25 protein-coding genes, 1 other RNA gene and 1 pseudogene are annotated in these 23,585 nt (G+C 57.3%); 16 read left to right on the top strand and 11 right to left on the bottom strand.

Going from position 1 to position 23,585, the window contains the following annotated elements:
* Positions 1-6 precede the first annotated feature (6 nt).
* The 5 genes from K0P33_RS27675 (at position 7) to K0P33_RS27655 (ending at position 2,581) form a co-directional block, all read left to right on the top strand.
* Positions 7-471: a hypothetical protein gene (locus K0P33_RS27675; protein WP_242152645.1), complete on the top strand. Its 465-nt coding sequence runs from the start codon at positions 7-9 to the stop codon at positions 469-471.
* Complete coding sequence (locus tag K0P33_RS27670) at positions 468-1,160, top strand: hypothetical protein (RefSeq protein ID WP_242152642.1); 693 nt, start codon at positions 468-470, stop codon at positions 1,158-1,160. Before K0P33_RS27675 ends, K0P33_RS27670 begins: the two co-directional genes overlap by 4 nt.
* A complete protein-coding gene (locus K0P33_RS27665; protein WP_242152639.1) occupies positions 1,160-1,576 on the top strand; it encodes a hypothetical protein in 417 nt (138 codons plus the stop codon). The genes K0P33_RS27670 and K0P33_RS27665 overlap by 1 nt, the downstream gene beginning before the upstream one ends.
* Before the next feature lie 3 nt (positions 1,577-1,579).
* The gene (locus K0P33_RS27660) at positions 1,580-1,828 is read left to right on the top strand and encodes a hypothetical protein (protein WP_242152637.1); all 249 of its coding nucleotides are present in this window, start codon (positions 1,580-1,582) and stop codon (positions 1,826-1,828) included.
* A gap of 87 nt (positions 1,829-1,915) precedes the next feature.
* The gene (locus tag K0P33_RS27655; protein ID WP_242152635.1) at positions 1,916-2,581 is read left to right on the top strand and encodes a hypothetical protein; all 666 of its coding nucleotides are present in this window, start codon (positions 1,916-1,918) and stop codon (positions 2,579-2,581) included.
* Between the two features lie 66 nt (positions 2,582-2,647).
* Here the strand turns inward: K0P33_RS27655 and K0P33_RS27650 are convergent, their stop codons facing one another.
* On the bottom strand, positions 2,648-3,049 hold the full coding sequence (locus K0P33_RS27650; protein WP_242152631.1) for a hypothetical protein: 402 nt from the start codon (positions 3,047-3,049) through the stop codon (positions 2,648-2,650).
* A 12-nt stretch (positions 3,050-3,061) separates the two neighbouring features.
* On the opposite strand from K0P33_RS27650, the gene K0P33_RS27645 reads away from it, so the two are divergent.
* From K0P33_RS27645 to K0P33_RS27615, 7 genes and pseudogenes are all read left to right on the top strand, one after another.
* A complete protein-coding gene (locus K0P33_RS27645; protein WP_242152628.1) occupies positions 3,062-4,183 on the top strand; it encodes a hypothetical protein in 1,122 nt (373 codons plus the stop codon).
* A gap of 10 nt (positions 4,184-4,193) precedes the next feature.
* Positions 4,194-7,385: a hypothetical protein gene (locus K0P33_RS27640; RefSeq protein WP_242152625.1), complete on the top strand. Its 3,192-nt coding sequence runs from the start codon at positions 4,194-4,196 to the stop codon at positions 7,383-7,385.
* A gap of 310 nt (positions 7,386-7,695) precedes the next feature.
* Positions 7,696-8,202, top strand: coding sequence for a hypothetical protein (locus tag K0P33_RS27635; protein WP_242152622.1), 507 nt, complete (start codon positions 7,696-7,698; stop codon positions 8,200-8,202).
* 266 nt (positions 8,203-8,468) lie between these two features.
* Positions 8,469-8,975 (top strand): hypothetical protein, encoded by a 507-nt coding sequence (locus tag K0P33_RS27630; protein WP_242152619.1) that lies wholly within the window; start codon positions 8,469-8,471, stop codon positions 8,973-8,975.
* Positions 8,976-8,984: 9 nt separating this feature from the next.
* Positions 8,985-9,404 carry a helix-turn-helix transcriptional regulator gene (locus tag K0P33_RS27625; protein ID WP_242152616.1) on the top strand — a complete coding sequence of 140 codons (420 nt, stop codon included), beginning with the start codon at positions 8,985-8,987 and terminating at the stop codon, positions 9,402-9,404.
* Positions 9,379-9,960, top strand: a complete 582-nt coding sequence (locus K0P33_RS27620; RefSeq protein ID WP_242152613.1) for a hypothetical protein — start codon at positions 9,379-9,381, stop codon at positions 9,958-9,960. The genes K0P33_RS27625 and K0P33_RS27620 overlap by 26 nt, the downstream gene beginning before the upstream one ends.
* Positions 9,961-10,031: 71 nt before the next feature.
* Positions 10,032-10,459 (top strand): annotated as a pseudogene (locus K0P33_RS27615) (lysis protein).
* Positions 10,460-10,462: 3 nt separating this feature from the next.
* Here K0P33_RS27615 and K0P33_RS27610 read toward each other — a convergent pair.
* The 7 genes from K0P33_RS27610 to K0P33_RS27580 form a co-directional block, all read right to left on the bottom strand.
* On the bottom strand, positions 10,463-11,077 hold the full coding sequence (locus K0P33_RS27610; RefSeq protein WP_242152609.1) for a hypothetical protein: 615 nt from the start codon (positions 11,075-11,077) through the stop codon (positions 10,463-10,465).
* Between the two features lie 19 nt (positions 11,078-11,096).
* Complete coding sequence (locus K0P33_RS27605) at positions 11,097-12,011, bottom strand: DNA-processing protein DprA (RefSeq protein ID WP_242152606.1); 915 nt, start codon at positions 12,009-12,011, stop codon at positions 11,097-11,099.
* Between the two features lie 298 nt (positions 12,012-12,309).
* Positions 12,310-12,588 carry a hypothetical protein gene (locus tag K0P33_RS27600; RefSeq protein WP_242152603.1) on the bottom strand — a complete coding sequence of 93 codons (279 nt, stop codon included), beginning with the start codon at positions 12,586-12,588 and terminating at the stop codon, positions 12,310-12,312.
* A gap of 121 nt (positions 12,589-12,709) precedes the next feature.
* Positions 12,710-13,106: a transfer-messenger RNA gene (ssrA, locus tag K0P33_RS27595) on the bottom strand.
* A 104-nt stretch (positions 13,107-13,210) separates the two neighbouring features.
* A complete protein-coding gene (locus K0P33_RS27590) occupies positions 13,211-13,492 on the bottom strand; it encodes a hypothetical protein (RefSeq protein WP_094951694.1) in 282 nt (93 codons plus the stop codon).
* A 136-nt stretch (positions 13,493-13,628) separates the two neighbouring features.
* The gene (locus K0P33_RS27585; protein WP_242152599.1) at positions 13,629-16,439 is read right to left on the bottom strand and encodes an FAD-binding and (Fe-S)-binding domain-containing protein; all 2,811 of its coding nucleotides are present in this window, start codon (positions 16,437-16,439) and stop codon (positions 13,629-13,631) included.
* Between the two features lie 71 nt (positions 16,440-16,510).
* Positions 16,511-18,205 (bottom strand): lactate permease LctP family transporter, encoded by a 1,695-nt coding sequence (locus K0P33_RS27580; RefSeq protein ID WP_242152596.1) that lies wholly within the window; start codon positions 18,203-18,205, stop codon positions 16,511-16,513.
* A 250-nt stretch (positions 18,206-18,455) separates the two neighbouring features.
* On the opposite strand from K0P33_RS27580, the gene K0P33_RS27575 reads away from it, so the two are divergent.
* Positions 18,456-19,223 carry an FCD domain-containing protein gene (locus tag K0P33_RS27575; RefSeq protein WP_094951697.1) on the top strand — a complete coding sequence of 256 codons (768 nt, stop codon included), beginning with the start codon at positions 18,456-18,458 and terminating at the stop codon, positions 19,221-19,223.
* Positions 19,224-19,261: 38 nt separating this feature from the next.
* Here the strand turns inward: K0P33_RS27575 and smpB are convergent, their stop codons facing one another.
* Positions 19,262-19,744, bottom strand: coding sequence for an SsrA-binding protein SmpB (gene smpB, locus K0P33_RS27570; RefSeq protein ID WP_003176160.1), 483 nt, complete (start codon positions 19,742-19,744; stop codon positions 19,262-19,264).
* Positions 19,745-19,910: 166 nt separating this feature from the next.
* On the opposite strand from smpB, the gene K0P33_RS27565 reads away from it, so the two are divergent.
* Both K0P33_RS27565 and K0P33_RS27560 read left to right on the top strand, forming a co-directional pair.
* A complete protein-coding gene (locus tag K0P33_RS27565) occupies positions 19,911-20,345 on the top strand; it encodes a type II toxin-antitoxin system RatA family toxin (protein WP_094951698.1) in 435 nt (144 codons plus the stop codon).
* Positions 20,338-20,640 (top strand): RnfH family protein, encoded by a 303-nt coding sequence (locus K0P33_RS27560; RefSeq protein ID WP_094951699.1) that lies wholly within the window; start codon positions 20,338-20,340, stop codon positions 20,638-20,640. The genes K0P33_RS27565 and K0P33_RS27560 overlap by 8 nt, the downstream gene beginning before the upstream one ends.
* A gap of 63 nt (positions 20,641-20,703) precedes the next feature.
* Here K0P33_RS27560 and K0P33_RS27555 read toward each other — a convergent pair whose 3' ends face one another.
* Positions 20,704-21,231, bottom strand: a complete 528-nt coding sequence (locus K0P33_RS27555) for an outer membrane protein assembly factor BamE (RefSeq protein ID WP_094951700.1) — start codon at positions 21,229-21,231, stop codon at positions 20,704-20,706.
* A gap of 98 nt (positions 21,232-21,329) precedes the next feature.
* Here K0P33_RS27555 and fur point away from each other — a divergent pair, with 98 nt between their 5' ends.
* On the top strand, positions 21,330-21,734 hold the full coding sequence (gene fur, locus K0P33_RS27550; RefSeq protein ID WP_083360362.1) for a ferric iron uptake transcriptional regulator: 405 nt from the start codon (positions 21,330-21,332) through the stop codon (positions 21,732-21,734).
* A gap of 87 nt (positions 21,735-21,821) precedes the next feature.
* Here fur and recN read toward each other — a convergent pair whose 3' ends face one another.
* Positions 21,822-23,495: a DNA repair protein RecN gene (gene recN, locus K0P33_RS27545; RefSeq protein ID WP_094951701.1), complete on the bottom strand. Its 1,674-nt coding sequence runs from the start codon at positions 23,493-23,495 to the stop codon at positions 21,822-21,824.
* Between the last annotated feature and the right edge of the window lie 90 nt (positions 23,496-23,585).

Here is a 23,585-nt window from a genome sequence, read left to right as displayed (position 1 = left end):
TTATCAATGAGTGAAACACAAGAGCAATTGCTCGCCCGGGTACTCAAGGGCAACGGCGATGCCATCTGGTTCTGCGAGACGCTGTTCTCTATTTCGCAGACCTTGGATGACATCGTGGACGGTGATAAGCCGCTCACCACCAACGACGTGTACCAGGCCTTCTGGCTGGCGCTGATTGAATTGCCCATCAACCCGTTTTATCGACATTTCGAGCACTTCGTGCGCCCGCTCATGGCCGGGGCGCTTCAGGACTGGCGCGATAGCGTCACCCTCGAGCGAGACGGAGACCACCACGGTCGCAGCCTGGCATATGTCCTGCGCGACCAGCTCACCGGCCTGGTGGTGCAGTGCGCCTACCTCATCGGCGGAAGCGCCTGGATGGCAGAGGTCTCCGCCGGCATTCGTCGATTTTTCCATGACGAGACCTTTTCCGCCTACAACCAGGAATTAATCAAGGGAGGTGCACAATGAGTGGCGGTGGGGGCAAAACCGACAATTCGATACAGGACACGCCTGAGCAGAAGTATGCCGCTCAAGTGGCTGCGGAAAAGTGGAACTACGCCCAGGAAAGGCTGGCTCCGGTTGAAAATGCGTACATGAAACGCGTGGATGACATGGATTCGGCCGGGAGCATGGCCTACGTCCGCGGCAAGGCGAACGCGGGAACTCAACAAGCACTGGCATCGGGATTGAAGCAGGTCGACCAAGGCATGGCTCAGCAGTACGGCCTTAATCCAAACAGTGGCCGCTCCATCGGTGCCCAGGGTGACTTGGCTGCCAGTGTCGGGGCCGCCGGCGGTGACACGATGGCTCGGGCACAGTTTGAGCAGAAGGGGCAGAAAATCGCCGGGCTCAGCAGCGTGGCAGCGATCGGTCAGGGGCAATCCTCTCAGGCCCAGGCTGGCCTGAACACCGTAGCCAACCAAGCGGCTCAAGATGCCCAAGCTGCTGCATTCACCAGCTTTAACCGTAAATCGGCGAACCTGCAGCTCGCTGGCGCGGCCATGGGTGCCGTGGCTGGTGGTGCTGCATATGGCCTCAATAACATGGCTCCAGCCAAGACCACTGCGGCCAGTTCGACTGTCCTCAATCCGAAAGGTTTGAGCGGGAATGTTTACGACAGCGTCAATAGCGGCGCCAACTTCCGGAGCTACGCATAATGCCCTACTACGTCGATCCGAATGCGGCGTTCGCCAGCAAACAAGGCGCCTCTACGGTGCTGGGGCAGTTGAGCCGCTCCCAATGGGACGACTGGAAAGCCCGATTCCAACCCTATGTCGACAAGTTGGCCAACATCGCCACCAGCGAGTCATTCGCCGGCGAACAAGCTGCGACTGCCTCAAGCGCAGTCAATAAAACGTTTGATAGTGCAACTCAGGGGCTGCAGATGCAGCAGCAAGGCATGGGCCTGATGCTGTCGCCCGCTCAGCAGGCGGCGCAGGACAGAAAAATGCAGCTGGGTCGAGCTTCAGCAACCGTCGACGCGAGCAACAACGCCCGTGTTTCGGCGCGCGACATGCAAGAGCAAATCATGGCCGGCGGGATGGGCCTCAGTGGGTTGAAACCGGGGAGTTAAATCATGGGATATGGACTGATCGGACTGAAACAGGAAATGCAGGGGGAGGCGATGCAGGGTCTCTCGCAGCTGTCCCAGCAGCAGCAACAGGCCAAGATAGCTGAGGACCAGATGAATCAGCAGTCCAAGGCCAATACACAATCCAGCCAGGTAGGGATGGCTACCACTGGAGCAATGGTGGGCTCGGCTTTTGGTCCTGTTGGTACGGCTATCGGAGCGGGGATTGGCTACATCGCTGGTTCGTTTATGTGATTGGACGTCAGGGCGTTGCCGGGTAAACTCAAAGTGCTATCACTTGGGTCGCGTGGCCCGCCGCAATCACACGAAGGGAATTCAGTGATGTATCGGACTTTGAAAGTTGGTTTGCTCGCTGCATTAATTGGTCCTCTGCTTTCAAGTTGCACTACTTGGCACAACTCCTATATCCCGGAAGATACCGCGAAGCGACAGTTCGACATTGATAATGGCTATTGCAAGTCCGCATCATTCGGAGCAGTAGGGATGCCCGAGATTCGCGAGTATCAGACCTCGCCCGCTCCTTACACTGTTCAGACCTACGGACAGGTATACGACCCGTATCGAGGCACGAGTACAAGTTATCAGGCAACAAGTTATGTAACACCCTTGTCTAACGAAAACATTGGAAATGGCTTCGCTCAAGGGATGCAAATAGGAAATGCCTGGGCAGCCTCTCAAGCGAGAGCCGATATTTACCGCGGTTGTATGCTAAATCTCGGGTGGTCTGATTCCAAGGGCGCGAATGTCCAGGCTAGAGTTGCTTCGGATAGAACGACGAAAACACCATCGCCAGATTTCTATAGCGCGCTCGCAGTTAGAGTGCCGAATTACGCATCTATAAATGCCGACCCTCGATTCCATGACTGGCTTAAAATGAGAGATGCTGCGACCGGCAAACAGCGACAGTTACTTTTGGTCGATGCGGAACGAAAACACGACGCTGATTCAGTCGCCGCTCTTTTTAAGCAATTTTTAAGTACACTTTGATCGGGCCGTATATCAAAACGCGGCCTGGATCATATTATTGTCGGGAGACAACAAATGGCAGGCGGATTAGACACCCGTGGCGGAATGGATGGCTTCACCCAGGGCTTTGGCCTGGTAAGCAATCTCCTCGCACAGAAGGACCAGCGAGCACTCCAGCAGGCTCAACTTGCCCAGCAGGCAGAAGATCGCCAGTATGGTCGCGAGATCCAGCAACAGGAGATGGGCCTTCGCAAAGACGACTTGGCGTATCGCCGGGAAACTGATCAGCGAAACTACACTGACACCCAGGCCCAGCGTCAGTACCTCCACCAGCGCGATGCCGGTAACGCTGCGCGCCAGGATCGCCAATTCCAGGCAACCTACGGCCTTCAGGTGGCCGGTCAACGGCAGGCGGCGGCGAGGATGCAGCGCGAGGATCAGCGCTTTGACCTTCAGCAACAGCAGCTGACTCGCCAGATTGGTCGACAAGACAAAGCTGAGATGCAGCAGCAGGATGCGCTCACAGCGAAATCGGCCTATGCCAAGATCGCCGCCGGCGGTGACCTGGATGATAACGACCTCGAAGTCTTCAAGCGCAACCCATGGATGGACCCCCGCCACGTCCTTTCTCCCGCGATGCAGAGCGACGTAGCCACCGCGGGCAAGGTATTTACCGGAGAGCTCAACTCCAATGCCCCAGAAGCTTTGGATGCTGTAAACCGGGTGTTCGGTCCCGATATCCAGAAGGGTGGCGGCGGCAAAAAACGCATTGTTCAAGTGATGCCCGGCCAGACCGAGGGCACAGTGGTATTTGAGCTCGAAGTTACCGGTGATGACGGGAAGAAATACACCGCGCCCATGACCAAGAACCGTGGCACGGCAAACGATGCTGACGACGAAGTGCTCGAGGTGCCCATTGAGAAGTTGGTGGACCGTGTGTCCGGGTACAAGCTGCTGAGCGGCGTCTTCAACACTCCTGAAAACAGACAGGCCGCGCTGCAATATGGTCAGCAAATGGGGCTGGCCCCGAAAGACCAATTGAGCAAACCCCTTGCGGCTCCGGTTCAAAAAGCCGAGGACAAGGATCTGGAGGCGATCGCCGCCGCATCAACCATGAACGATCAGTTGTCGAAGATCGGCGAGCAGATCACATCCGGGAAGCTCAATCTCGGCCCGGTCAATAACAAACTCGCAGCGGCGCGCAACGCGATGGGCATGAGCACCGAGGAGTCGAGGAACTACGGCTCGCTCAACTCGACACTTGAGCAATTGCGCAACGCCAGTCTTAGGCTTAATGCTGGTGTGCAGACGGATGGAGATGCCCAGCGCGCCTGGAATGAGCTCATCACCAACATCAACGATCCCGCGCTGGTGCAGCAGCGTCTGACTGAGATCCGCGCCCTGAACGAAAAGGCAATGGAGCTCAAAACCAACATGATCCAGCAGCGCCGGCATAACGCCCGCGCGGAGCCTTTGGACATTGGCACGGTCATTCCGCAGGTCGATCAGAAGCGTGGTCTCAGCATGCCTTCGGTTGGAGCGCGGCCGAGTCAGCCAGCAACATCCTCGAAAGCGCCAACCGCTGAGCTGCCGCACGGCGCCAAATTCCTCGGCTTTGAATAAGGAGCAAGTCATGCCAATCGCAAAGTTTGAGATGCCGGACGGCCGTATTGCTCGTTTCGAGATGCCCGATGGAGCCACCCCGGAGCAGGCTCAAGAAGTGTTCTCCCGGATGGCCAAGATGAGCGCGCCCGCCGCGGACGAACCGAAGAAGCCTGCAGCACCAGAGGTGGGCGCTTTTCGGGCGGGTTTGCGAGGCCTGAATGACGGCCTAACCTTCGGGTTTGCTGACGAAATTTCCGGCGGCCTCGCAGCAACGCTGGAGCCGTTGGTCGGTACCGGCAACCCAGGCAAGACCTGGCGGGAGCGATATGACCAGAACGTCGCGGGCGAGCGCAATCTTGATGCGGCGTCCCGTGACCAGCATCCGGTTGCAAATATCGGCGGCGGATTAGTCGGCGGCATTGTTCCAATGCTTGCCAGCGGCGGTACCACTGCCTTGCCTGGCCTGGCGGCTCGCGCTTCGGCAGCGACCGCTCCCACGACCGCGCAAGTTATTGGTCGGTCGGCAGCCACCGGTTCGGCTTACGGCGGGTTGTATGGTTTGGGATCAGGCCAGGGGGATCTCGCTGACCGCATTCCTAGCGCAGTGGAAGGGGCGGCACTCGGGGGCGTTGTAGGCGGCGCATTGCCTGCGGCAGCAGTAGCCGCCGGCGCCGTCAAACGCGCGTTGACTTCATCAGAGAATTCGGCGAACCGTCAACTTCAGCGTGCGCTGGAACGAGACGGCATCAGTCTAGAGGAGTGGCAGCGTCGGGTTCAGGCCATGCGTGAAGAAAACCCGGCCGCGCTGCCCGTTGACGCTGGGGGTGAGAACGTAGCAGGCCTCCTGGAGCGTGTAGCGAATACGCCTGGCGCTGGACGCACCAAGATCATTCCTGCGCTGAACGAGCGCCAAGCAGCTCAACCGGACCGCGTAGCTGAGCAATTGTACAAGCTGACCGGCGCAGGCCGTGGCCGTGACAAACCGGTGGCAATGTCCGATTCCAAGGAGATGACTGTTTGGCAGCCACCCGCGCCGGGCTCCCGTGAAGGCGATGCGATGTCGAAGGTCGCCGATGATATGGCCGCCGGCGGCACGCCAGAACAGCGTCGGAGTGCTTACCGTGCGCTTGAGGACACGATGAAAGAGCGCGCCAAGGCGGCAGCGCCTCTCTACGAGCAGGCTTACAAGGAGCCGGTGCCCTGGACAAAGGAGCTTGAGGAGTTAATGGCCCGCCCGGCTATGCAGACGGCATTCCGTGATGCCAAGACGCGCGCTGGAAACCAGGGCCGCCCGTTCTACGGAAAGTTTGTGGATCTGGCCGACGATGGAACGTTTACTGTCAAGGACGTGCCCAGCACCGGCGACCTGGACATCATGAAGAAAAACCTCGATGACCAGATTGGCGCGTTCATGCGTTCGGGGGAGAAGGGCCGGGCAGGCGACATTATCAACATCAAAAACAAGCTGCTCGGCATCATGGATGAGCACAGTCCCACCTATTCCAAAGCACGGAAAGTCTGGTCTGACGACTCCAGCTATATGGGGGCAACGGAGAAAGGGCGCGATCTGATTTTCAACCAAAAGATGAGTCCCGAGGAGTTCGCAGACACGTTCCGTAGAATGTCGCCCGCTGACCGGGAAGGCTTCGCGACCGGCGCGGTTTCGTCTGTGATCGGCAAAATGGGCAGCAAGACCAGCACCTATTCGGATGTTGTTCGAGATCTGAACTCACGGAACATGCGCGAGAAAATCGGCGCAATGCTGCCGAGTAAGGCTGCGCGGGACCGCTGGAACACCTTGCTCGATCAGGAGGTGGCGTCGACTGCTCTCCGTCAACGGGCAACGGGTAATAGCGCTACCGCTCGGCGAATGGCCGAAGTTGATGATGAGAGCGGGGCGGTGGAAAGGGCGGGCGGAGCGCTTGCTGATCTTATGGGCGGGCGCTTCTTGGCATTGACCGGTAAGACTATCGCGGCCGGCTACAAAGGCACCCGTGATCGACTGCACGCTCGTTCGGATGACGCTGTGGCGGACCGGTTGCTCAAGCCCGAAGTTGCTGCGAAGGCTCAAGACGTTCAGCCGATGCCCGCGATCGAGGCTCCCTCGCAGGTAGCTGCGCCAGGTGCTGTGGTTTCGGCCCTGGGCGGCGATGAGTCGAAACAACAACCAACCCCGCCCGAGGCGCCACGCACCGCCGCCGTCGCCGCGCCTGGGGCTGATCACGCACCCCCTGCATCCGTGGCAGGGCAAATCACTGCGGGCAACATTGACCTGAACGCCAGACCCACTGTCAAGAACGCTGACGGTTCGATCAGCACCGTTCGGTCAATGTCGATCGGCATCGATGGCAAGGAGGTGCTCATCCCGACAGTCAGCGATGACGGCAGGATCATGTCGGACGACGAGGCGATCCAGACTTATCAGCGCACCGGTAAGCACCTCGGTATGTTCAAAGATCCCGAGAGCGCGAGCGCTTATGCTGAAAAGCTGCATGAGGACCAGGCGGAGCAATATGGCGACAAGGCTGGCGCCAAGCCTGGTGACGTTCTGCCGGAGGCTGGCGACGATCAAGCGGCTTTGCCACCCGCCCAGGCGCTGGACCTCGCCGCCCGGAGCGCTGCCACTTCTCCGGACAACGATCTGCCTGAGCCGAGCAGTGCCCAGAAGGAAGCTGGCAACTATCGCAAAGGGCATATCAAGCTGCAAGGGCTGAACATCGCCATCGAGAACCCACGCGGCTCTGAGCGCAAAGGATTCGATGGGAACGGCAAGGAGTGGTCTCATTCCATGTCCGACCATTACGGCTACATCAAGCGCACCACCGGTGCTGATGGCGACCAGGTTGACGTGTACGTCGGTCCTGAGCCTTTCAGCCAGCGGGTGTTCGTCGTAGACCAGAAAGACCAAAGCTCAGGCAAGTTTGATGAGCACAAGGTCATGCTGGGCTACACCAGCCAGGCGGCGGCGATCAAAGCCTACAAGTCAAACTTCGATAAGGACTGGAGCGTGGGCGACGTCACCGAGATGAAAATGCCGGAGTTCAAGGCCTGGCTCAAGGCTGGCGACACCGCAAAGGCGGTGGCGTCTGGGACTTCGAAGCCAACGGTGAAGTCCATCAACGCCAAAATGGCAGCGGTGCGCCTCGGCGGAATGAGTGCCGAGCGCAAACAGCAGGAACTGGCCAAACTCACCCAGGAACGGGAACAGCTCGCCAGTTGATTGATAGCGGCCTACATGTAGAGGGGCCGCACCCCATTTAATCCGGCCGTGAGGCCCCATCCAATAGGTATTCCAGATGCCTGGACAATCTCCAGACTCGGCACTTTTCACCGACCCAGACCGCTTGCAGCCAGGTGAGCGAGAGCCAATCCGCTCGCTGAATCCACTGCCGTTGGCCGGGCAGGGGCTTTGCTCGTGCAATTGCGGCTGGTTCGGCCCCGAGGGACAGCGCCAGGACGGCGCATGCCCTGCGTGCGGCTCAACTGTAGCGAAGGCTGCGAGCAAGGCGACGGTTCATGTTTACGAGACCATGGCCAAGCTGCTGGACGACAAAAGTGAACGACTCACGGGTGCCCAGATTGACTGCATATCGCTGCGCGCGATGGTGGATCAATCGGTCCAAAATTGCCGAACGCTGCAGGACGTCCAGACGCCACTCACCGCAAAGGCAGCTGCATTTGACGCCTCAATGAAGCTGATCGGCCTGCCGACGGATACTGCGCCTGATGTGTTTCCTGGGGTTGTTCAGGCCATTCTGCGCGACCAGCTTCGTTACACCATGCATCGCGATGTGCTGCGCCTCGATCAGGCCGCGTGGGATGCCGTGCAAGACTTCCCGCAATACAAAATGTCTGCCCTAGATTACGATCAGGCGGTCGACCGCCAGATTTCGCGCTGGCGTCAGATTCAGCATCAGGCGGAAATGCAACGCCAAACCGACAATAAGGTTGACGCTGAGCAACTTGAAGTGGCTGGCGAGCAGCCAGCCGGAGCCATAGAAAGCTCCGAGAAGGAACCTCCGGCATCTGTCCAATAGGATCAATGAGTGAGTAGTTTTCAGAAATCGGTTCTAGAGAGTGGAAACGGACAGCATGCGGGAGTTTCAAGGGGACGTAGTCACTTATCATTGATTTATAAGCTTTTTCATTAGCGATTTTCGATGCGGTCGGCGTCAATAATTTAGCTCCAGGTGGCGATTTGCTATTGCGCTGTGGATCCAATCTAAACCGCGAGTTATCTTCCTAACACTTCTTGCGGAATGGCTAAGTGAGAGTTAACCTGTGTGTTAATAAGAGGCGCAGCATGAAGCTAAGGACACTCACACGGACGTATCTTCTGGAGGCGGCCAGGATCGATCCGGCGAAAGCTCCTAGGATCACGAACCAGCCAATCTGGACGCCAGTGTTGGTGATGGGGGCCGGTAACGATCCAGATAAAACTCATCTGGTTCGTTCTATAAAGAAGGAGGTGGACGATAATGGAAAAAAGGGCTGCTTTCTGGTCATGGTTCAAAGTTTATTTGAGGCTATCGCATTAGAAGACTTTGGTAGTTTTTATGCGCAAAACTTGGTGGAGTATAAGACTGCATTTAAGTTTGACTATAAAAACTCTCAACACCATTTAAAGGAGCTCAAGCGTGGAAAGAAGGATAGGATTTATGTGTACCCCTATACCGGGAAGCTTGGTCGCCTTCTGTTCGTTCTAGAGGTTGCGCATAAAAATCAAATGCAAACGGCTCCTGAGACCAAAAAATATGCTGAAGATATAATTAAAGAAATTCTAGATTCGAAATTAATGGTTTTTATTTGAGGTTGTATGATGAATAACGAACGTGTCGCGGAACAGATCACTGAAGATATGGAGATTTTTGGTTCGACTCGTCGCGCTGCACCAGTTTTCGAAATTCGACGTTTGATGATTGAAAAAGGTATTCGTAACTCTGATGTGGCCGCTCGTCTCCGAGTCAGTGAGGCGAATGTATCCAGGATGCTCAGAGGGGACCAAAATCTTAAGATCGATACTTTGTACTTGCTTGCCAGTGCCGTAGAAGAGAAGTTGAATTTCAGCTTTTCTGATGAGGTTAGACCTGTTCGTGTGACCGGTAAGGTTAAAAGGACATGTGGCGAAGATACTTTCGACAATGATTACGCAGTTTTTTCCCTGAATCATGAATTGTTTTTGGAAATCGCTGGTGAGCTGGAGGAGCGCTCTAATGAAGCCGTCTTTGCTCTCGGTTGAGAAAGTATTTTTTTTGAAGGTTAGAGTTGATTCCAATCCTGATTGGCTCGGAGACTATTCTGATGAACTCCTTCAAATTGCTTTTGATTATAAAGGTAGTCGTTTTACGCGTAAAGTTGAGCTTGGTTACCCTGAAGATGAAATTAGTGATCCAAGAAATTTCTCCGTAGCATTAAATCTCCGTCTTGTTAAAAGTACCCAGGAAGATGGATTTGATCTTCCATATGATGTAGACATAACTGCCATGGCTTTGATCAGATATAGATCTGATCAGCACTCTGGGTCGGATCGTTTTAGAGTGGTGAGGCACGCTGCTTACACAATACTTTATGGCGCTATACGAGAAATGACATCTACTTTGACGGCTCGAAGCGTGCACGGCATGTGGTCCTTACCCGCCGCTGACTTCGCAAGCGCCGCTAGAGAAGAAGGCGAAGTTGATGAAGCTGAGCGTTTGGAAAGCATTGGGCAAGAAGCTACAGTGAAGGATGGCGCTTTAAAAAAAACCAAACGCCGTCCAAAGCAGAAAAATCAATCTAAATCTGACGTCGAGTAAGATTCAACCTTACAGCCGCCAAGCGTTCAACGGCCGGATAAGTTCCGGCTTCTTTTAAGCGGATTCCAATCATGACTCCCGGGCAGTTCCTGGAGGCAATCCTTCTGGCGATGGCAATCACCGCCGGCGACACCTGGAAAATTCGGGATAGGCGTTACGGCGGGAAGCTCGCAATCCAGGCTGGCATGCACTAGGAAGACTTGGCGGCGATCAGTAACGCGGCTTCAGCCTAGGCTCGCGCCGAACAACTCAACCAAGGTGTTCTAAGCGATCGCCTGGTCACCGCTGATGTGCAGCTGTCAGTCCTCCCCGCCGACGTCCAGCCAGTGGCTGCAACGTGCCTACCGCCGCCGGCGCCGTCGGCTTGGTTCATGCACCCCGTAGAGCCCAACTTGATCCAGCGCATGCTCAAAGAATTATCGGCATCACCGACTACGGCGACCAAGGACTGATCGCGTTGCGGGCGTGCCAGGCTTACGTCAGGGCTATTGAGAAATGAGCTCTACAGTGCATCTTCATCGTCGTCAAAGTCTGGCCACTCGATAGGAGGGTGAACTGTTTTGGCCAGGAACATTCCATGCACTGCCTGAACACCAGGCAACCCTGCAATGACGCTTTTTGCAGCGGAAAAGCTCGCTCCTCGTGTTATGACATCATCCACAACTATTACTGTGGGGCGCAGAGGGATTTGAAGAAAGGCTCTATCCAATTGCAGTGTTGCCGCCAACCCCTCTGGTTCTGAGCGATTGCCTTGATGTTGTGCATCTCTAGCCTCCGACTGTATTAGGAGTGGTCGAACGTCAATACCGGGCTTTCGTTGAGCTACATACCGCATGACCTGGAGCATCCGATCATCATATTCGGGATGCCCCACAGGCTTGGAGCACGGTATTGGTACGAAGGTTACATTGGTTGCACATACATCTAGGTTCAAGCCTGCCGAGGTCAGAATTACATTTCCCCAGTACGAGATTGCCTTGGTCTTCCAGCGAAGCTGTGCAACTGATACGGTGGGGCTTTTCTTCAGATTGAAGATTTGTTGGTTTGTTTCGCTGGCCCCAAAACCGCCCCCTGACGTGTACTCACCGTAGTGCGCACAACTATCATCGTTCGACAAAAACCTGAAGTCTGCGGGATCAAGAATTGAGAGTCGCATCAATATTCAGCTCTTCCATGAGATGAGAAACATTCTTGATTCTTACCGCTCCGAGCTTTTCGAAGCGCTGAGGCCAAGTTAGTTCTGCCATACGGAAGCAGCTTTCCAAAATGAAGAGCTTTCGACCTTGAGCAAGGGCTGCTCGGGCCTGCACCAGGGTTCCTGATGTGTTTCCTGCCTCGACGATAATGGTGGCTTGGGTAAGCGCAGACATCGTTACGTTTCGAGCGGGAAAGAACAGCCGATTTGTGCGGTAGTTCTGGTTTCGGTATCGAAGGAACGGTACCTGGGATATGACCAGAAAACGCTTGGCAATCTCTTCTTGGAGAGCCCTGTTTTCTTTAGGGTAGGTGTCGGTCAGTGGTGTCCCAATTACGGCGATTGTTTTGCCGCCGGCAGCTATAGCCGCCGTGTGAGCCGCCGTATCAATTCCTTTGGCTAGCCCTGAAACGATTGTGTAGCCAGCCTTTGATAGGGAATGCGCAATTCGCCCAGCATTTATTGCACCGTCATCGCTAGGAGAGCGGGTGCCGACAATCGCAACGGACGGAGTTTCTACTAGCTCCCAGTTGCCTTCGTAGTAGAGAACCTCTACCGGGTGGTCGGCATCGCGTAATTTTTTGGGGTATTCACCGGCACCGTTTACGCGAATGCCAATTGTCCGTAGTCGCTCCTCGCCAAGGAGATCAATAAGCATAGCCCGGGTGCGAGAGACCTCTTCCTCAGGAACAAGCTCGGAGGGGAGCGCTCCAGGGTTGGTCCGGAAAAGCTCGGCCAAGTTGGCAAACCAAGCCCCTTGGCCCAGCCAGAGAGACTCATAAGCACACATCTCGTTCTGCAGGGTGATTGGAGGCGACTCGAACAGGTCTGCAAAGTTGAAGCTTGTTTTATTCATATGATATGCGGTATCGACTCGCATCTCGGCGGCTCATCCAGTGAGTGAGTGGTACGAGCAGGTTGTCCAGGCTACTCGCAAGGTTTAATAACATCATACGTTGCAGGGTAGCTCAAGGCATTCGTATTCTCCGGCCTAACCGCCGGCCAGGATATGTTTTCCAAGCTGTCTAAAATTACCTCAACCTACTTCGGTTTCATTGCTCTTTTCAGGCGCTAACTCACCGAAGAGTTTTAGGCCGGAAGCCTACATAGCCCGCGAATCATGAGGCCTACGTGCTGCATCAGGGGCGCGCAATTCATAGTGAGCTCCGCAAATCCACCGCCAGAATCCGGGGCTCGACTTCTTCCAACGTAAATTTGCTGCCATCGTAGACGAAGTACAAATACCCCTGTTTTGGGACATTGAGGTAGGACATCCTTGCGAGAACCTCCTTGTAGACGGAAAGCACATGGATCACCCTTTTACAGTACGGGACTGCAGTTGACAGAGTCCCCTCAATGGCAGCGTACCCGTGCCTCTGAACCGAGTCTGCAGCTTTGTAGACGTTTTCGTGGTGCTGGAAAATCCTTGTCATTTGAACTCCTTCATAAGATGCATGCTGTCATTAAGCTGGCATAACCGAGCCAAAACCAACCATTCAGGCACAAAAAAGGCACTTGCGAGATGCGCTAAGTGCCTGATTTGTATAGCTTATTTGGTGGAGCCGGGGGGATTTGAACCCCCGTCCGCCAGTACTCCGCTGTCGGTACTACATGCGTAGCCGTTTCTATTAAGTTAACCCTCAGCGACCCGAAGGGCAGGGTGCTTTGGGCGAGTTGTGTAAGTTTTAGCCGCTTCGTCCACAACGTACTGCACGGCGATTCTGTTCTATATGACAATCACTTTGGGTTTACAGACATCCCCTGGTGATTGCTGGACCCGAAGGTACCAGAAGCTCAGGTCTAAGGCTGCTTACGCAGCGATAGCGAATTCCTGGCCGTAGTTTTCGTCATTGGCAACTATAAGAAGTTGCAACAGTGGATTTACGAGTTCTGTTACCAACTCGGCATGCACCTAAAGTTTCGCGACCGGCGTCGAATCCTAAACGGCCCCGTGCTTGTAACTCGTTGTTTCTTAGTGAGTGACAAGCCTGTGCAGTGTACGCCAAACGTTCGCAGAAGGCCAACCCGAAGGTTGGCCGCGAGCGCGTCAGGGGCTTACTGGCCGCCTTTCTCGCTGTTCTGCAAGTCCTGGATGGCTTTGGAGGTGATCTCGATGCACTTCTTGTCATCGCCGGCCGCGTGGGCAGCCTTAGCCTGGGAGACGGCGGTGTCGATTTCGCCGCTTTTACCACTGGTGTCGGTGGCCAGTAGCGCTTTGCCGTTGTTGATTTTGTCCAGGTTGATTTGGCAAAGCTCGTCTGTTTTACCGGCTGCAAACACCGGGGAGGCCATCATCGCAGCGGTAATAAACAAGCCAGCAAGAGCGGAACGCTTCATAGGGTATCTCCTTGCGAAAAAGGGCTCGACGCTGCTGGCGTTCAAGGCCTGCCAGCGACATCACTGATGAGCCTCGTTCACCGAGGCCTATGCAGATGACTACGCCGGCACGCAGGGGTTCGGTTTTGTTGGCTGATTAAAGCGCCCGCGCCTGGGTTACCCGGTCCACCAGGTACACCAGCCCGTGGTAATCAATGCCTCCATGTTGGCTCAGGCCGATCTCGCAGGTGCGGCTGGTGGAGATGCCTTCGCTGCAATATTGCACGGCGTCCTTGAGCGAGCGCAGGGCGTGGGCGTTGAGTTCCGGCGTGGTAAAGCCTTTGTCGCCGGCAAAGCCGCAGCAGTGGATGCCTTCCGGGATCACCACGGTTTTTGAGCAGCGTCGCGCGAGATCGATCAATGCCTGGCTTTCACCCAGGTGCTGAGTGCTGCAGGTGACGTGCACGGCGATGGGCGCTTCCTGGGGCGTGAAATCGAGGCGGTCCATCAGGTGGGTGCGGATAAACCGTACCGGGTCGTAGAGGTCCAGGCGCGTTTCGCCGAGGTCTTGCACCAGCCGCAGAGTGCAGGGGCTGGTGTCGCAGTAGATCGGGTCGAGGCCGCCACGGCTGGCGTGAAGCAGGGCGCCGATCAGTTCTTGGCGTTTGTGTTCGGCCTGTTCGGCATAGCCTTTGGAGGCGAAAGGCTGGCCGCAGCACAGGCTGTCCTGGTTGTCGGGGATGACGACTTGGTAACCGGCTTTTTCCAGCAGGCCACGGGTTTTGTCGTACAACGACATCTGTTCTTTATCACTCGCCGCAGGGCCCATGGCGCGTGAGACGCAGGCCGCCAGGTAGACCACGCGAGGTCGCTCATCCGTCACGGCCGGGCTGAAGCGGATAGCTTTCTCCGGCTGCGGCATGGCGCTGGTCCATTGAGGGATTTGCCCTTTGGACAGTTTGGTCACCGTGGCTGACAGCTTGGCCAGGCGCGGCGCGCCCAGAAGCATGCGCGCACCATTGGCGACATGCAGAGTAAAACGTGCGCCTTGCAGTGCTGTGGCGAAATGGCTGGCCAGCCAGTCGGCGGTTTTCGTACGGTCGGCGTCGCGGGCGCGCAGCTTTTTCACCAGGTCGCCGGTATTGATGCCTACAGGGCAGCGTTGGGCGCATAACCCGGTGGCGGCGCAGGTGTCGATGCCTTGGTAGTGGTAAGCCGCTTCCAGTTCGGTGGTGTCGACGCCCGCGCGCTTCTTCGCCTGGATGTCGCGCCAGATCACAATGCGTTGGCGTGGGCTCAAGGTCAGGCCCTTGGAAGGGCACACCGGCTCGCAGAACCCGCACTCGATGCACTTATCCACAAGCTCGTCGGCGGCGGGCAATGGTTTGAGGTGCTTGAGGTGGATTTGCGGGTCTTCGCTGAGCACCACGTCGGGGTTGAGAATGCCGTTGGGGTCGAGCAGGCGTTTTAGCTGCCACATCAACTGATAGGCATCGCTGCCCCATTCCAGCTCAACGAACGGCGCCATATTGCGGCCAGTGCCGTGCTCGGCTTTCAGCGAGCCACCGAACTCCACCGCCACCAGTTGCGCGACGTCGTCCATGAACGCTTGATAGCGTGCGACTTCTTCGCTGCTGTTGAAGCCTTGGGTGAACACAAAGTGAAGATTGCCTTCCAAGGCATGTCCGAAAAGGATGGCTTCGTCGTAGTGGTGTTTGTCGAATAACTCGATCAAGCGGTTCACGCCGATGGCCAGTTGCTCGACCGGGAAGGTCACGTCTTCGATGATCACCGTGGTGCCGGTTTTACGAACGGCGCCGACGGCGGGGAAGGTGTCTTTGCGGATGGCCCACAGGCGTGCGTTTTCGACCGGGTCTTCGGTGAAGTCGACCTGTTTTTCCACTGGGAAGGGCGCCAGGGCCGCCATGATCAGCGCCAGTTGCTCGTGCAGCAATGACGGCGATGCGGCGCGGGATTCGATCAATAGCGCGCAGGCATTTTCCGATAGCTGCTGTACGAAAGCAGGCATGCCCGGCTTGTCCTGTACCGAACGCATGCTGCGCCGGTCCAGCAACTCGACGGCCGAGACCGGTTGGGATTTCAACACGGTCACGGCGTTGCAGCAGGTCTCGACATCCGGGAACACGATCAGCGCCGAGGCTTTGTTCGGGTGATCGATCACGGTGTCGTAAGTCACTGCGCTGATAAAGCCCAGAGTGCCTTCGGAACCCACAAGTAGGTGGCTGAGGATATCCAGCGGCTCATCAAAATCGACCAAGGCATTGAGCGACAGGCCGGTGGTGTTTTTCAGACGGTATTTGTGGCGGATTTTGGCGGCTAATTCAGCGTTAGCCCGCGTCTCGCGGCCCAGTGTTGCCAAGCGCTCAAGCAGCGCACAGTGCTGTTCACGAAAGGCAGCGACGCTGGCTGCATCTTCGGTGTCCAGGCGGCTGCCATCGGCCAGTACCAAACGGATACCCGCGAGGGTGTGATAGGTATTTTGCGCGGTGCCGCAGCACATGCCGCTGGCGTTGTTGGCGACGATGCCGCCAATTTTGCAGGCATTGATCGACGCCGGGTCCGGCCCGATCTTGCGCCCGAACGGTGCGAGCCACGCATTGGCCTGGGCGCCAATCACGCCAGGTTGCAGGCGGATCTGTGTGCCTTGCCCGCGAATCTCACGGCCGTTCCAATTGTCACCCAGCACGATCAGCACCGAGTCGCTGATGGCTTGGCCGGACAAGCTGGTGCCCGCCGCGCGGAAGGTCACGGGCACGCGATCACGCTGGGCCAGTTGCAGCAGCGCCACCACTTCGTCTTCCGACTCCACGCGAATCACCAGCTGTGGGATCAGTCGGTAAAAGCTGGCGTCGGTGCCGAAGGCGAGGGTGGAAAGTGGATCGTCGAAGCGACGATCTTTCGGGATCAGTTGTGCGGCGTCGCTCAGGAAAGCAGCAGGCAGGCTCATCGGTCCTCCAGAAATAGCTGACGCCGGCATGGTTGTCCGGCGTCGATTCTTACCCTATTACGTGCAGGTCTTTAGTGCACCAGCATACCGGTGAACCAGTAGGCCTGCGCCAGCGTGATCAGCCCGACGATGGTGGCAAAAAACAGGCTGTGCTTGAGGGTAAAGCGGAACAGATCGGATTCCTTGCCCACCAGCCCGGTGGCGGCGCAGGCGACGGCGATCGACTGCGGCGAGATCATCTTGCCGGTCACGCCGCCGCTGGTATTGGCGGCGACCAACAGCACGTCGCTGACGCCGATCTGATGCGCAGTGGTGGCTTGCAGCGAGCTGAACAGGGCGTTGGACGAGGTGTCGGAACCTGTCAGGAAAACCCCCAGCCAGCCGAGGAAGGGCGAGAAGAATGGGAAGGCAGCGCCGGTGCCAGCCAACACCAGCGCCATGGTCGAGGACATGCCGGAGTAGTTGGTGACGAAGGCGAACGCCAGCACCATGCCGATGGACAGGATCGGCCAGCGCAGCTCGTAGACGGTCTCTTTAAAAGTGGTCAGACCAGTTTTTATGTCGATCTTTAACACCAGCATTGAAACCAGCGCGGAGAAGAAAATCGCGGTGCCGGTGGCTGAAATCGGATCCAGCTTGAACACGGCTGGAATCGCCGTCGGGTTGGTGACGATGGGGGCGACCTTGATCACCAGTTGGTCCAGGTGCGGGATCGCGAAGTTGAACACCCAGCTGTACATCGAGCCGCCCGCCGCGAACATCGCCTTGAACGGCTTGAGGGTCCAGATGGTAACCAGCACGGTCAGGATCAGGAACGGCGACCAGGCTTTGAAAATCCGCCCCAGGCTGTAGGGCGACGCGACGGTTTGGCGTGGTTGACCGAAGCCGCCGACACTGCCGGTAACCGTTGTACTTGAGGTGGCGCCGGCAATCTGTGCGCCTGCGGTGCGCTTGGGCTGCCAGACTTTCAGGAACAGGGTCAGGGAAATCAGGCTGGCCAGGGCCGAGGTGATGTCCGGCAGTTCCGGGCCGATGAAGTTGGAGGTGAAGTACTGAGTGATGGCGAAGCTCAGGCCTGCCACCAGGGCTGCCGGCCAGGTTTCGCGAACACCGCGCAGGCCGTCCATCATGAACACCAGCCAGAACGGCACGAACAGCGACAGCAGCGGTAGCTGGCGGCCGGTCATGGCGCCGATCTTGAATGCGTCAATGCCAGTGACTTGCCCGGCGACGATGATCGGGATGCCCAGGGCGCCGAAGGCGACGGGCGCGGTGTTGGCGATCAGGCAAAGGCCTGCGGCGTACAGCGGGTTGAAACCCAGGCCGACCAGCAGTGCGGCAGTGATCGCAACGGGTGCACCGAAACCGGCTGCACCTTCCAGGAAGGCGCCGAAGCAAAAGCCGATCAGCAAGACCTGTAAGCGTTGGTCGTCGGTGATCGACAGGACCGAGCTGCGGATGATCTCGAACTGGCCGCTCTTGACCGTCAGTTTGTAGAGGAACACGGCCGCGACGATGATCCACGCGATAGGCCACAGGCCATAGGCAAACCCATAACCGGCGGCGGCCAGCGCCATGTCCACGGGCATTTGGAAGGCGAAGATCGCTACCAGGATCGACAGCGCCAGGGTGATGCTACCGGCGACGTGGCCTTTGAGGCGAAACACAGCCAAGGCCAGGAAGAAGAAAACGATCGGAATAACCGCGGCCAATGCGGACAGGCCGAGGCTGCCGAGAGGGCTGTAGAGCTGTTGCCAGGTTTGCATATGGGGTGGCCCCTGATTGTTGTTGTTTGGTCAGCCTGGGTAATTGGTAATACCAATTTACAGTCGCTGTCGGCTAGAGTAAAAGCCTTGGATGGGGTGTGTCAATTTGCCGCTCGCGAAACTTTGGTCTTAGGTCGCGGGTGGAGTGTTCTGGTCTGATCAATCGAAGGCGTTCTGATAGGTGCCGCAAGCGCGGCGATAGGCCAGAATAGAGGGCCCGGCGAGTGGTCGGGATTGTGGAGAGTGAGTTATGGGGTTTGATCAGGTGCGTCAGCGCCGTTTGTCTGACGATATTGTCGAGCAGCTTGAGGGCATGATCCTTGAGGGTACGCTCAAGTCAGGCGAGCGCTTGCCGGCCGAGCGCGCTTTGGCTGAGCGGTTTGGCGTGTCGCGCCCGTCGTTGCGCGAGGCGATCCAGAAGCTGGCGGCCAAGGGGTTGCTGGTCAGTCGCCAGGGCGGCGGTAACTATGTGGCGGATTCCTTGGGGTCGACGTTCAGCGATCCGCTGCTGCACCTGCTGGAAAATAACCCCGAGGCCCAGCGTGATTTGTTGGAGTTTCGCCAGACCTTAGAAGCTTCGTGTGCTTACTACGCGGCGCAGCGCGCCACCGAGGTTGACCGTGAGCGGCTGACCGCCGCCTTTGAGGCGTTGCAGGATTGCTACACGCGGGTTGATGAGGTCAGCCGGGTGGAGGAGGGCGCGGCGGATGCGCGGTTTCACTTGGCCATTGCCGAGGCCAGCCATAATGCAGTGTTGCTGCACACCATTCGCGGCCTGTTTGATCTGCTCAAGCGTAACGTGGTGACCAACATCGGCGGCATGTACCAGCAGCGTACGGAAACCCGCGACATGCTGATCAGTCAGCACCGGGATTTGTACTTGGCGATTATCGAGGGGCGGGCCGAGCAGGCACGCGAAGTTTCAACACGTCACCTGCTGTATGTGCAGGAAGTGTTGGAGGAGGTGCGTCAGGAAGTTCAGCGCGTGGCGCGGGCGGAGCGACGTAAAGGCATGTAGCCTGGGGTGAGCCACCCAAGGCTACATTGTCACAAGGATTACTCTTCCTTGCCCTTGTTACGCACGGCGCGATGCAGCTCACGGTTGGAGTCGCGTTCACGCTCGGTATCGCGCTTGTCGTATTCCTTCTTGCCCTTGCCCAGTGCGATCTCGCACTTGACCAGGTGCTTGCTCCAGTACCAGGACAGGCAGATGCAGGCATAGCCTTTCTGCTGTACGGCGGCAGCGAGCTTTTCCAGTTCGCGCGCGTTGAGCAACAGCTTGCGCGTGCGCACCGGGTCGGCAATCACGTGGGTGCTCGCGGTGGTCAGCGGGGTGATATGACTGCCGAGCAGCCATGCCTCGCCATCTTTGAGCAATACGTAACTGTCGACCAGTTGCAGTTTGCTGGCGCGCAGACTTTTTACTTCCCAGCCGGCCAGGACCAGACCAGCCTCGAACCGATGTTCGATGAAGTAATCGTGTCGCGCCTTTTTATTTTGCGCGATGGTCCCTGTGGGGTGTTTCTTTTGTTTAGCCATAGGGGCGGCATTATAGGGAGTTGCGAGCGTGTCGGCTACGGTCAACCTGCGTGCTTGAGCGTGTTGGACGAATCCCGGACAATACCGGCAGTTCTTTGGTTTTTTTCTCTCGCGGATTGGGCTGTTCTTTCGCGATGTTTGCCTCAGCAGTGGAAGTAACGCTCACATGACGACGCATATTCAACGTTCGGCTTTATTGCCTTATCCGGCGCAGGCGCTCTATGACCTGGTCAACGACGTGGCGCGTTACCCGGAATTCCTGCCGTGGTGCAACACCGCCGAGGTGCTGGAGAGCAGTGATGAGCACATGGTTGCCAGTGTCGGGGTGGCCAAGGGCGGTCTTAGTCAGCATTTTGTTACGCGCAATGTGCTGGTGCCTGGGCAATCTATCGAAATGAATCTGCAGGAAGGCCCGTTTACCCAGTTGCATGGGGTGTGGGTCTTCAAGGTGTTGACTGACAAGGCCTGCAAAATCAGCCTGGACCTGTCCTTTGATTACGCGGGGCCGATTGTGCGGGCAACGTTGGGACCTTTGTTCAATCAGGCTGCCAACACCTTGGTGGACGCATTCTGTCAGCGGGCCAAACAACTGCATGGTTGAGATTGAAGTGGTGTACGCCGCCGAGGATCGCCAGGTCTTGCTGGCGGTGACGGTGCCGTCGGGTTCAAGCCTGAGGGCGGCGGTGCAGGCGTCGGGAATAGCCGCGCAATTTCCGCAGTTGGTGTTGGCTGAATGTCCATTGGGGATATTCGGCAAGGTAGTCGCCGACGCAGATGTGCGCGCTGTGCAGCCGGGTGACCGCATTGAGATTTACCGGCCCTTGCTGGCAGACCCTAAAGAGGTGCGCCGGCTGCGCGCGGCCAAGGCGGCGATGGCCAGGCAGCAAAGTTCATAAGCCTGCCAATCGGCAGGCAACAAAAAGCCCGGCACGCCGGGCTTTTTATCGAGCACCGCAAAATTACTGCGGGCTGGTGTCCAGAGGCTGAGGCGTCGGGACTGGAACGGTTTGCACGCCGTCGACGTCTTTCTGGATCTGATCCAGCAACGAACCTGGCTTGGCAGGTACTTCGGACTTCGGCTTCTGCGCTTCCTGAACAGGCGCAGTCACGTTGGTGCCGTTGTCCTTGCCCAGCAAGGCTTCATCGCGGCTTACGCCGGGCATGAAGTCGCCGGACAGGCTGACAAGCTGGTCACTGCCATTGAAGATGACACTAACGCGTTCCTGCTGGCGTTCACCGCCGCCTGGCTGGATGCTGTAGAGATAATCCCAGCGATCGGCATGAAAAGTGTCGGTCAGCAGGGGGTTACCCATAATAAACCGTACTTGCCGTCGGGTCATTCCCGGACGTAACTGGTCTATCATGTCCTGCGTGACGACATTGCCCTGCTGGATGTCGATTTTGTAAACCCCGGGGAATGAACAACCGGCGAGTGCGAGCAGTCCCACAAGGGTGAAACTGGTTAGCAAGAGCTTGGTGTTTTGCATCGGTGGGCGACTTCCACTATCTTGGCTGGGACAACGTAAACGCCGATCATACCCGTATTAAGAGAAGCTGCGAAGCAGCATCCGCGAGAAAGCTAACCATGGTTGAAAATAGCGAACTACGCAAAGCCGGTCTTAAAGTGACTCTGCCACGAGTCAAGATTCTACAAATGCTCGATTCTGCTGAGCAGCGCCACATGAGTGCCGAGGATGTTTACAAGGCACTGATGGAGTCTAACGAGGACGTTGGCCTGGCCACGGTTTACCGTGTGCTGACCCAGTTTGAAGCCGCAGGGCTGGTGGTTCGTCATAATTTCGACGGCGGTCATGCGGTGTTCGAATTGGCTGACGGTGGTCATCACGACCACATGGTTGACCTGGATACCAATGAGGTTATCGAGTTCACCAGTCCGGAAATCGAGAAGCTCCAGCACCAGATTGCTGAGGAGCATGGATTCGATTTGGTGGACCATAATCTGGTTCTTTACATCCGTAAGAAAAAGTAAAAATCGACACAGATTCGCTCTGTGAAACGATAGAAGGCGACCCTAGGGTCGCCTTCGTGCTTTCTATAAGGCAGAAAAATGCTCGATTCAGGCCTTGGCGGCCACGACCATTTTTTTCGCGTGAGCCAGGGACTCTTTCGTCAGGTCGATACCGCCCAACATCCGTGCCACTTCCTCCACGCGTTCCGATTTGTTCAGCTTGGATACGGCCGTGTGCGTCGCATCGCTGCCGCGTACTTTATGTACAAACAAATGCTGATGCCCTTGGGCGGCCACTTGCGGCAAGTGAGTCACCGTAAGCACCTGGCCGCGATCCCCGAGTCGGCGCAACAACTGGCCAACAATCTCGGCAGTCGGCCCGCCGATACCCACGTCCACTTCATCGAATACCAGTGTGGGTACCCGTGAGGTCTGGGCGGTGATTACTTGGATCGCCAGGCTGATCCGCGACAGCTCGCCACCGGACGCCACTTTCGCCAGCGCCTTGAGTGGCTGGCCAGGGTTGGCGCTGACCAGCAGTTCCACCTGTTCCAGGCCGTGTGGTTGCAGTTCGTTGCTGGTGTTGGCGTGCAGCTCGATAGTGAAGCGCCCGCCAGGCATGCCCAGGCGCTGAATCTCCTGCTCTACGGCGCTGGCCAGGCTTGTAGCCGCTTGTTGGCGCAGGTCGCTCAGTTCGCGGGCCTTTTCTTGGTAGTGCCGGGCAAACGAGGCGAGTTCGTCGCCCAGCCGCTCAATGGATTCGTCGTTGGCGTTGAGGGTTTCGATTTCATCCAGGAGTTTTTGCTGCATCGTGGCCACTTCGGTGGGCTGGATGCGGTGCTTGCGCGCCAGGGTGTAGATGGTATCTAGGCGCTCCTCTATTTCCTGCAAGCGGGCAGGGTCGGCGTCGAAGTGGTCGAGAAAGCGATTCAACTCTCCCACGGCTTCTTCGACCTGGATCTGTGCACTGGTCAGCAGGGTCGTGGCCTCGCTCAATGAGCCTGATCCACTGTTCACGCTGGACAGGCGATTGAGGCTGGCGGTCAGTGCATTGAGCACGTTGCCTGAATCACTTTCGCTGCATTGCTCCACCACCTGGCGGCAGATACCCAGCAGGGTCTCGGCGTTGGTGAGGTTCTTGTGTTCCTGCTCCAGTTGCTCCAGCTCGGTCTCGCCCAGGCCGAGGCTTTCCAGCTCTTCCAGTTGGTAGCTGAGCAGTTGATGACGGGCGCGCTGCTCATCGCCGGAATTGGAGAGGCGTTCCAGCTCCTGGCGTGTCTGCCTCCAGCGCTGGGCGGCAAGCTGTACCTGCCGGGCCAGATCGGTGGCGCCGGCGTATTCATCGAGCAGTCGGCGATGGGTGTCGGTTTTCAGCAGGGATTGGTGTTCGTGCTGGCTGTGGATATCGATCAGCAGCTCGCCCAGGGCTTTCAAGTCGCCAAGGGGGCAGGGCGTGCCGTTGATGTAGCCGCGCGAGCGCCCTTCTGCGGTGATGACGCGGCGCAGGATGCACGGGCCTTCATTATTAAGGTCGCGCTCGGCCAGCCAGGTTTCGGCTTCGGGAATGTCTGCCAGGTCGAAGGTGGCCAGGATATCGGCCTTGTCCGCCCCGGGGCGCACCACGCCGCTGTCGGCACGGTCGCCGAGCGTCAGGCCCAGCGCGTCGAGCATGATCGACTTGCCGGCACCGGTTTCGCCTGTGATTACGCTCATCCCGCGATCCAGTTCGAGGTCCAGATGTTCAACGATGGCGTAGTTATGTACAGACAGGTGCACGAGCATAGCGGCCGCTCCGAGGCGTTAGGTCTGGTTATTTATACAGTGTTTTGTTTGGGGCTGACAATCCTGGTGCTTAGCTCGATTTGCTTGATC

This window comes from Pseudomonas sp. ArH3a (assembly GCF_022648765.1).
GTDB lineage: Bacteria > Pseudomonadota > Gammaproteobacteria > Pseudomonadales > Pseudomonadaceae > Aquipseudomonas.
Note: the sequence above shows the minus strand (reverse complement) of the source record. Positions and strands in the feature narration are given on the sequence as shown.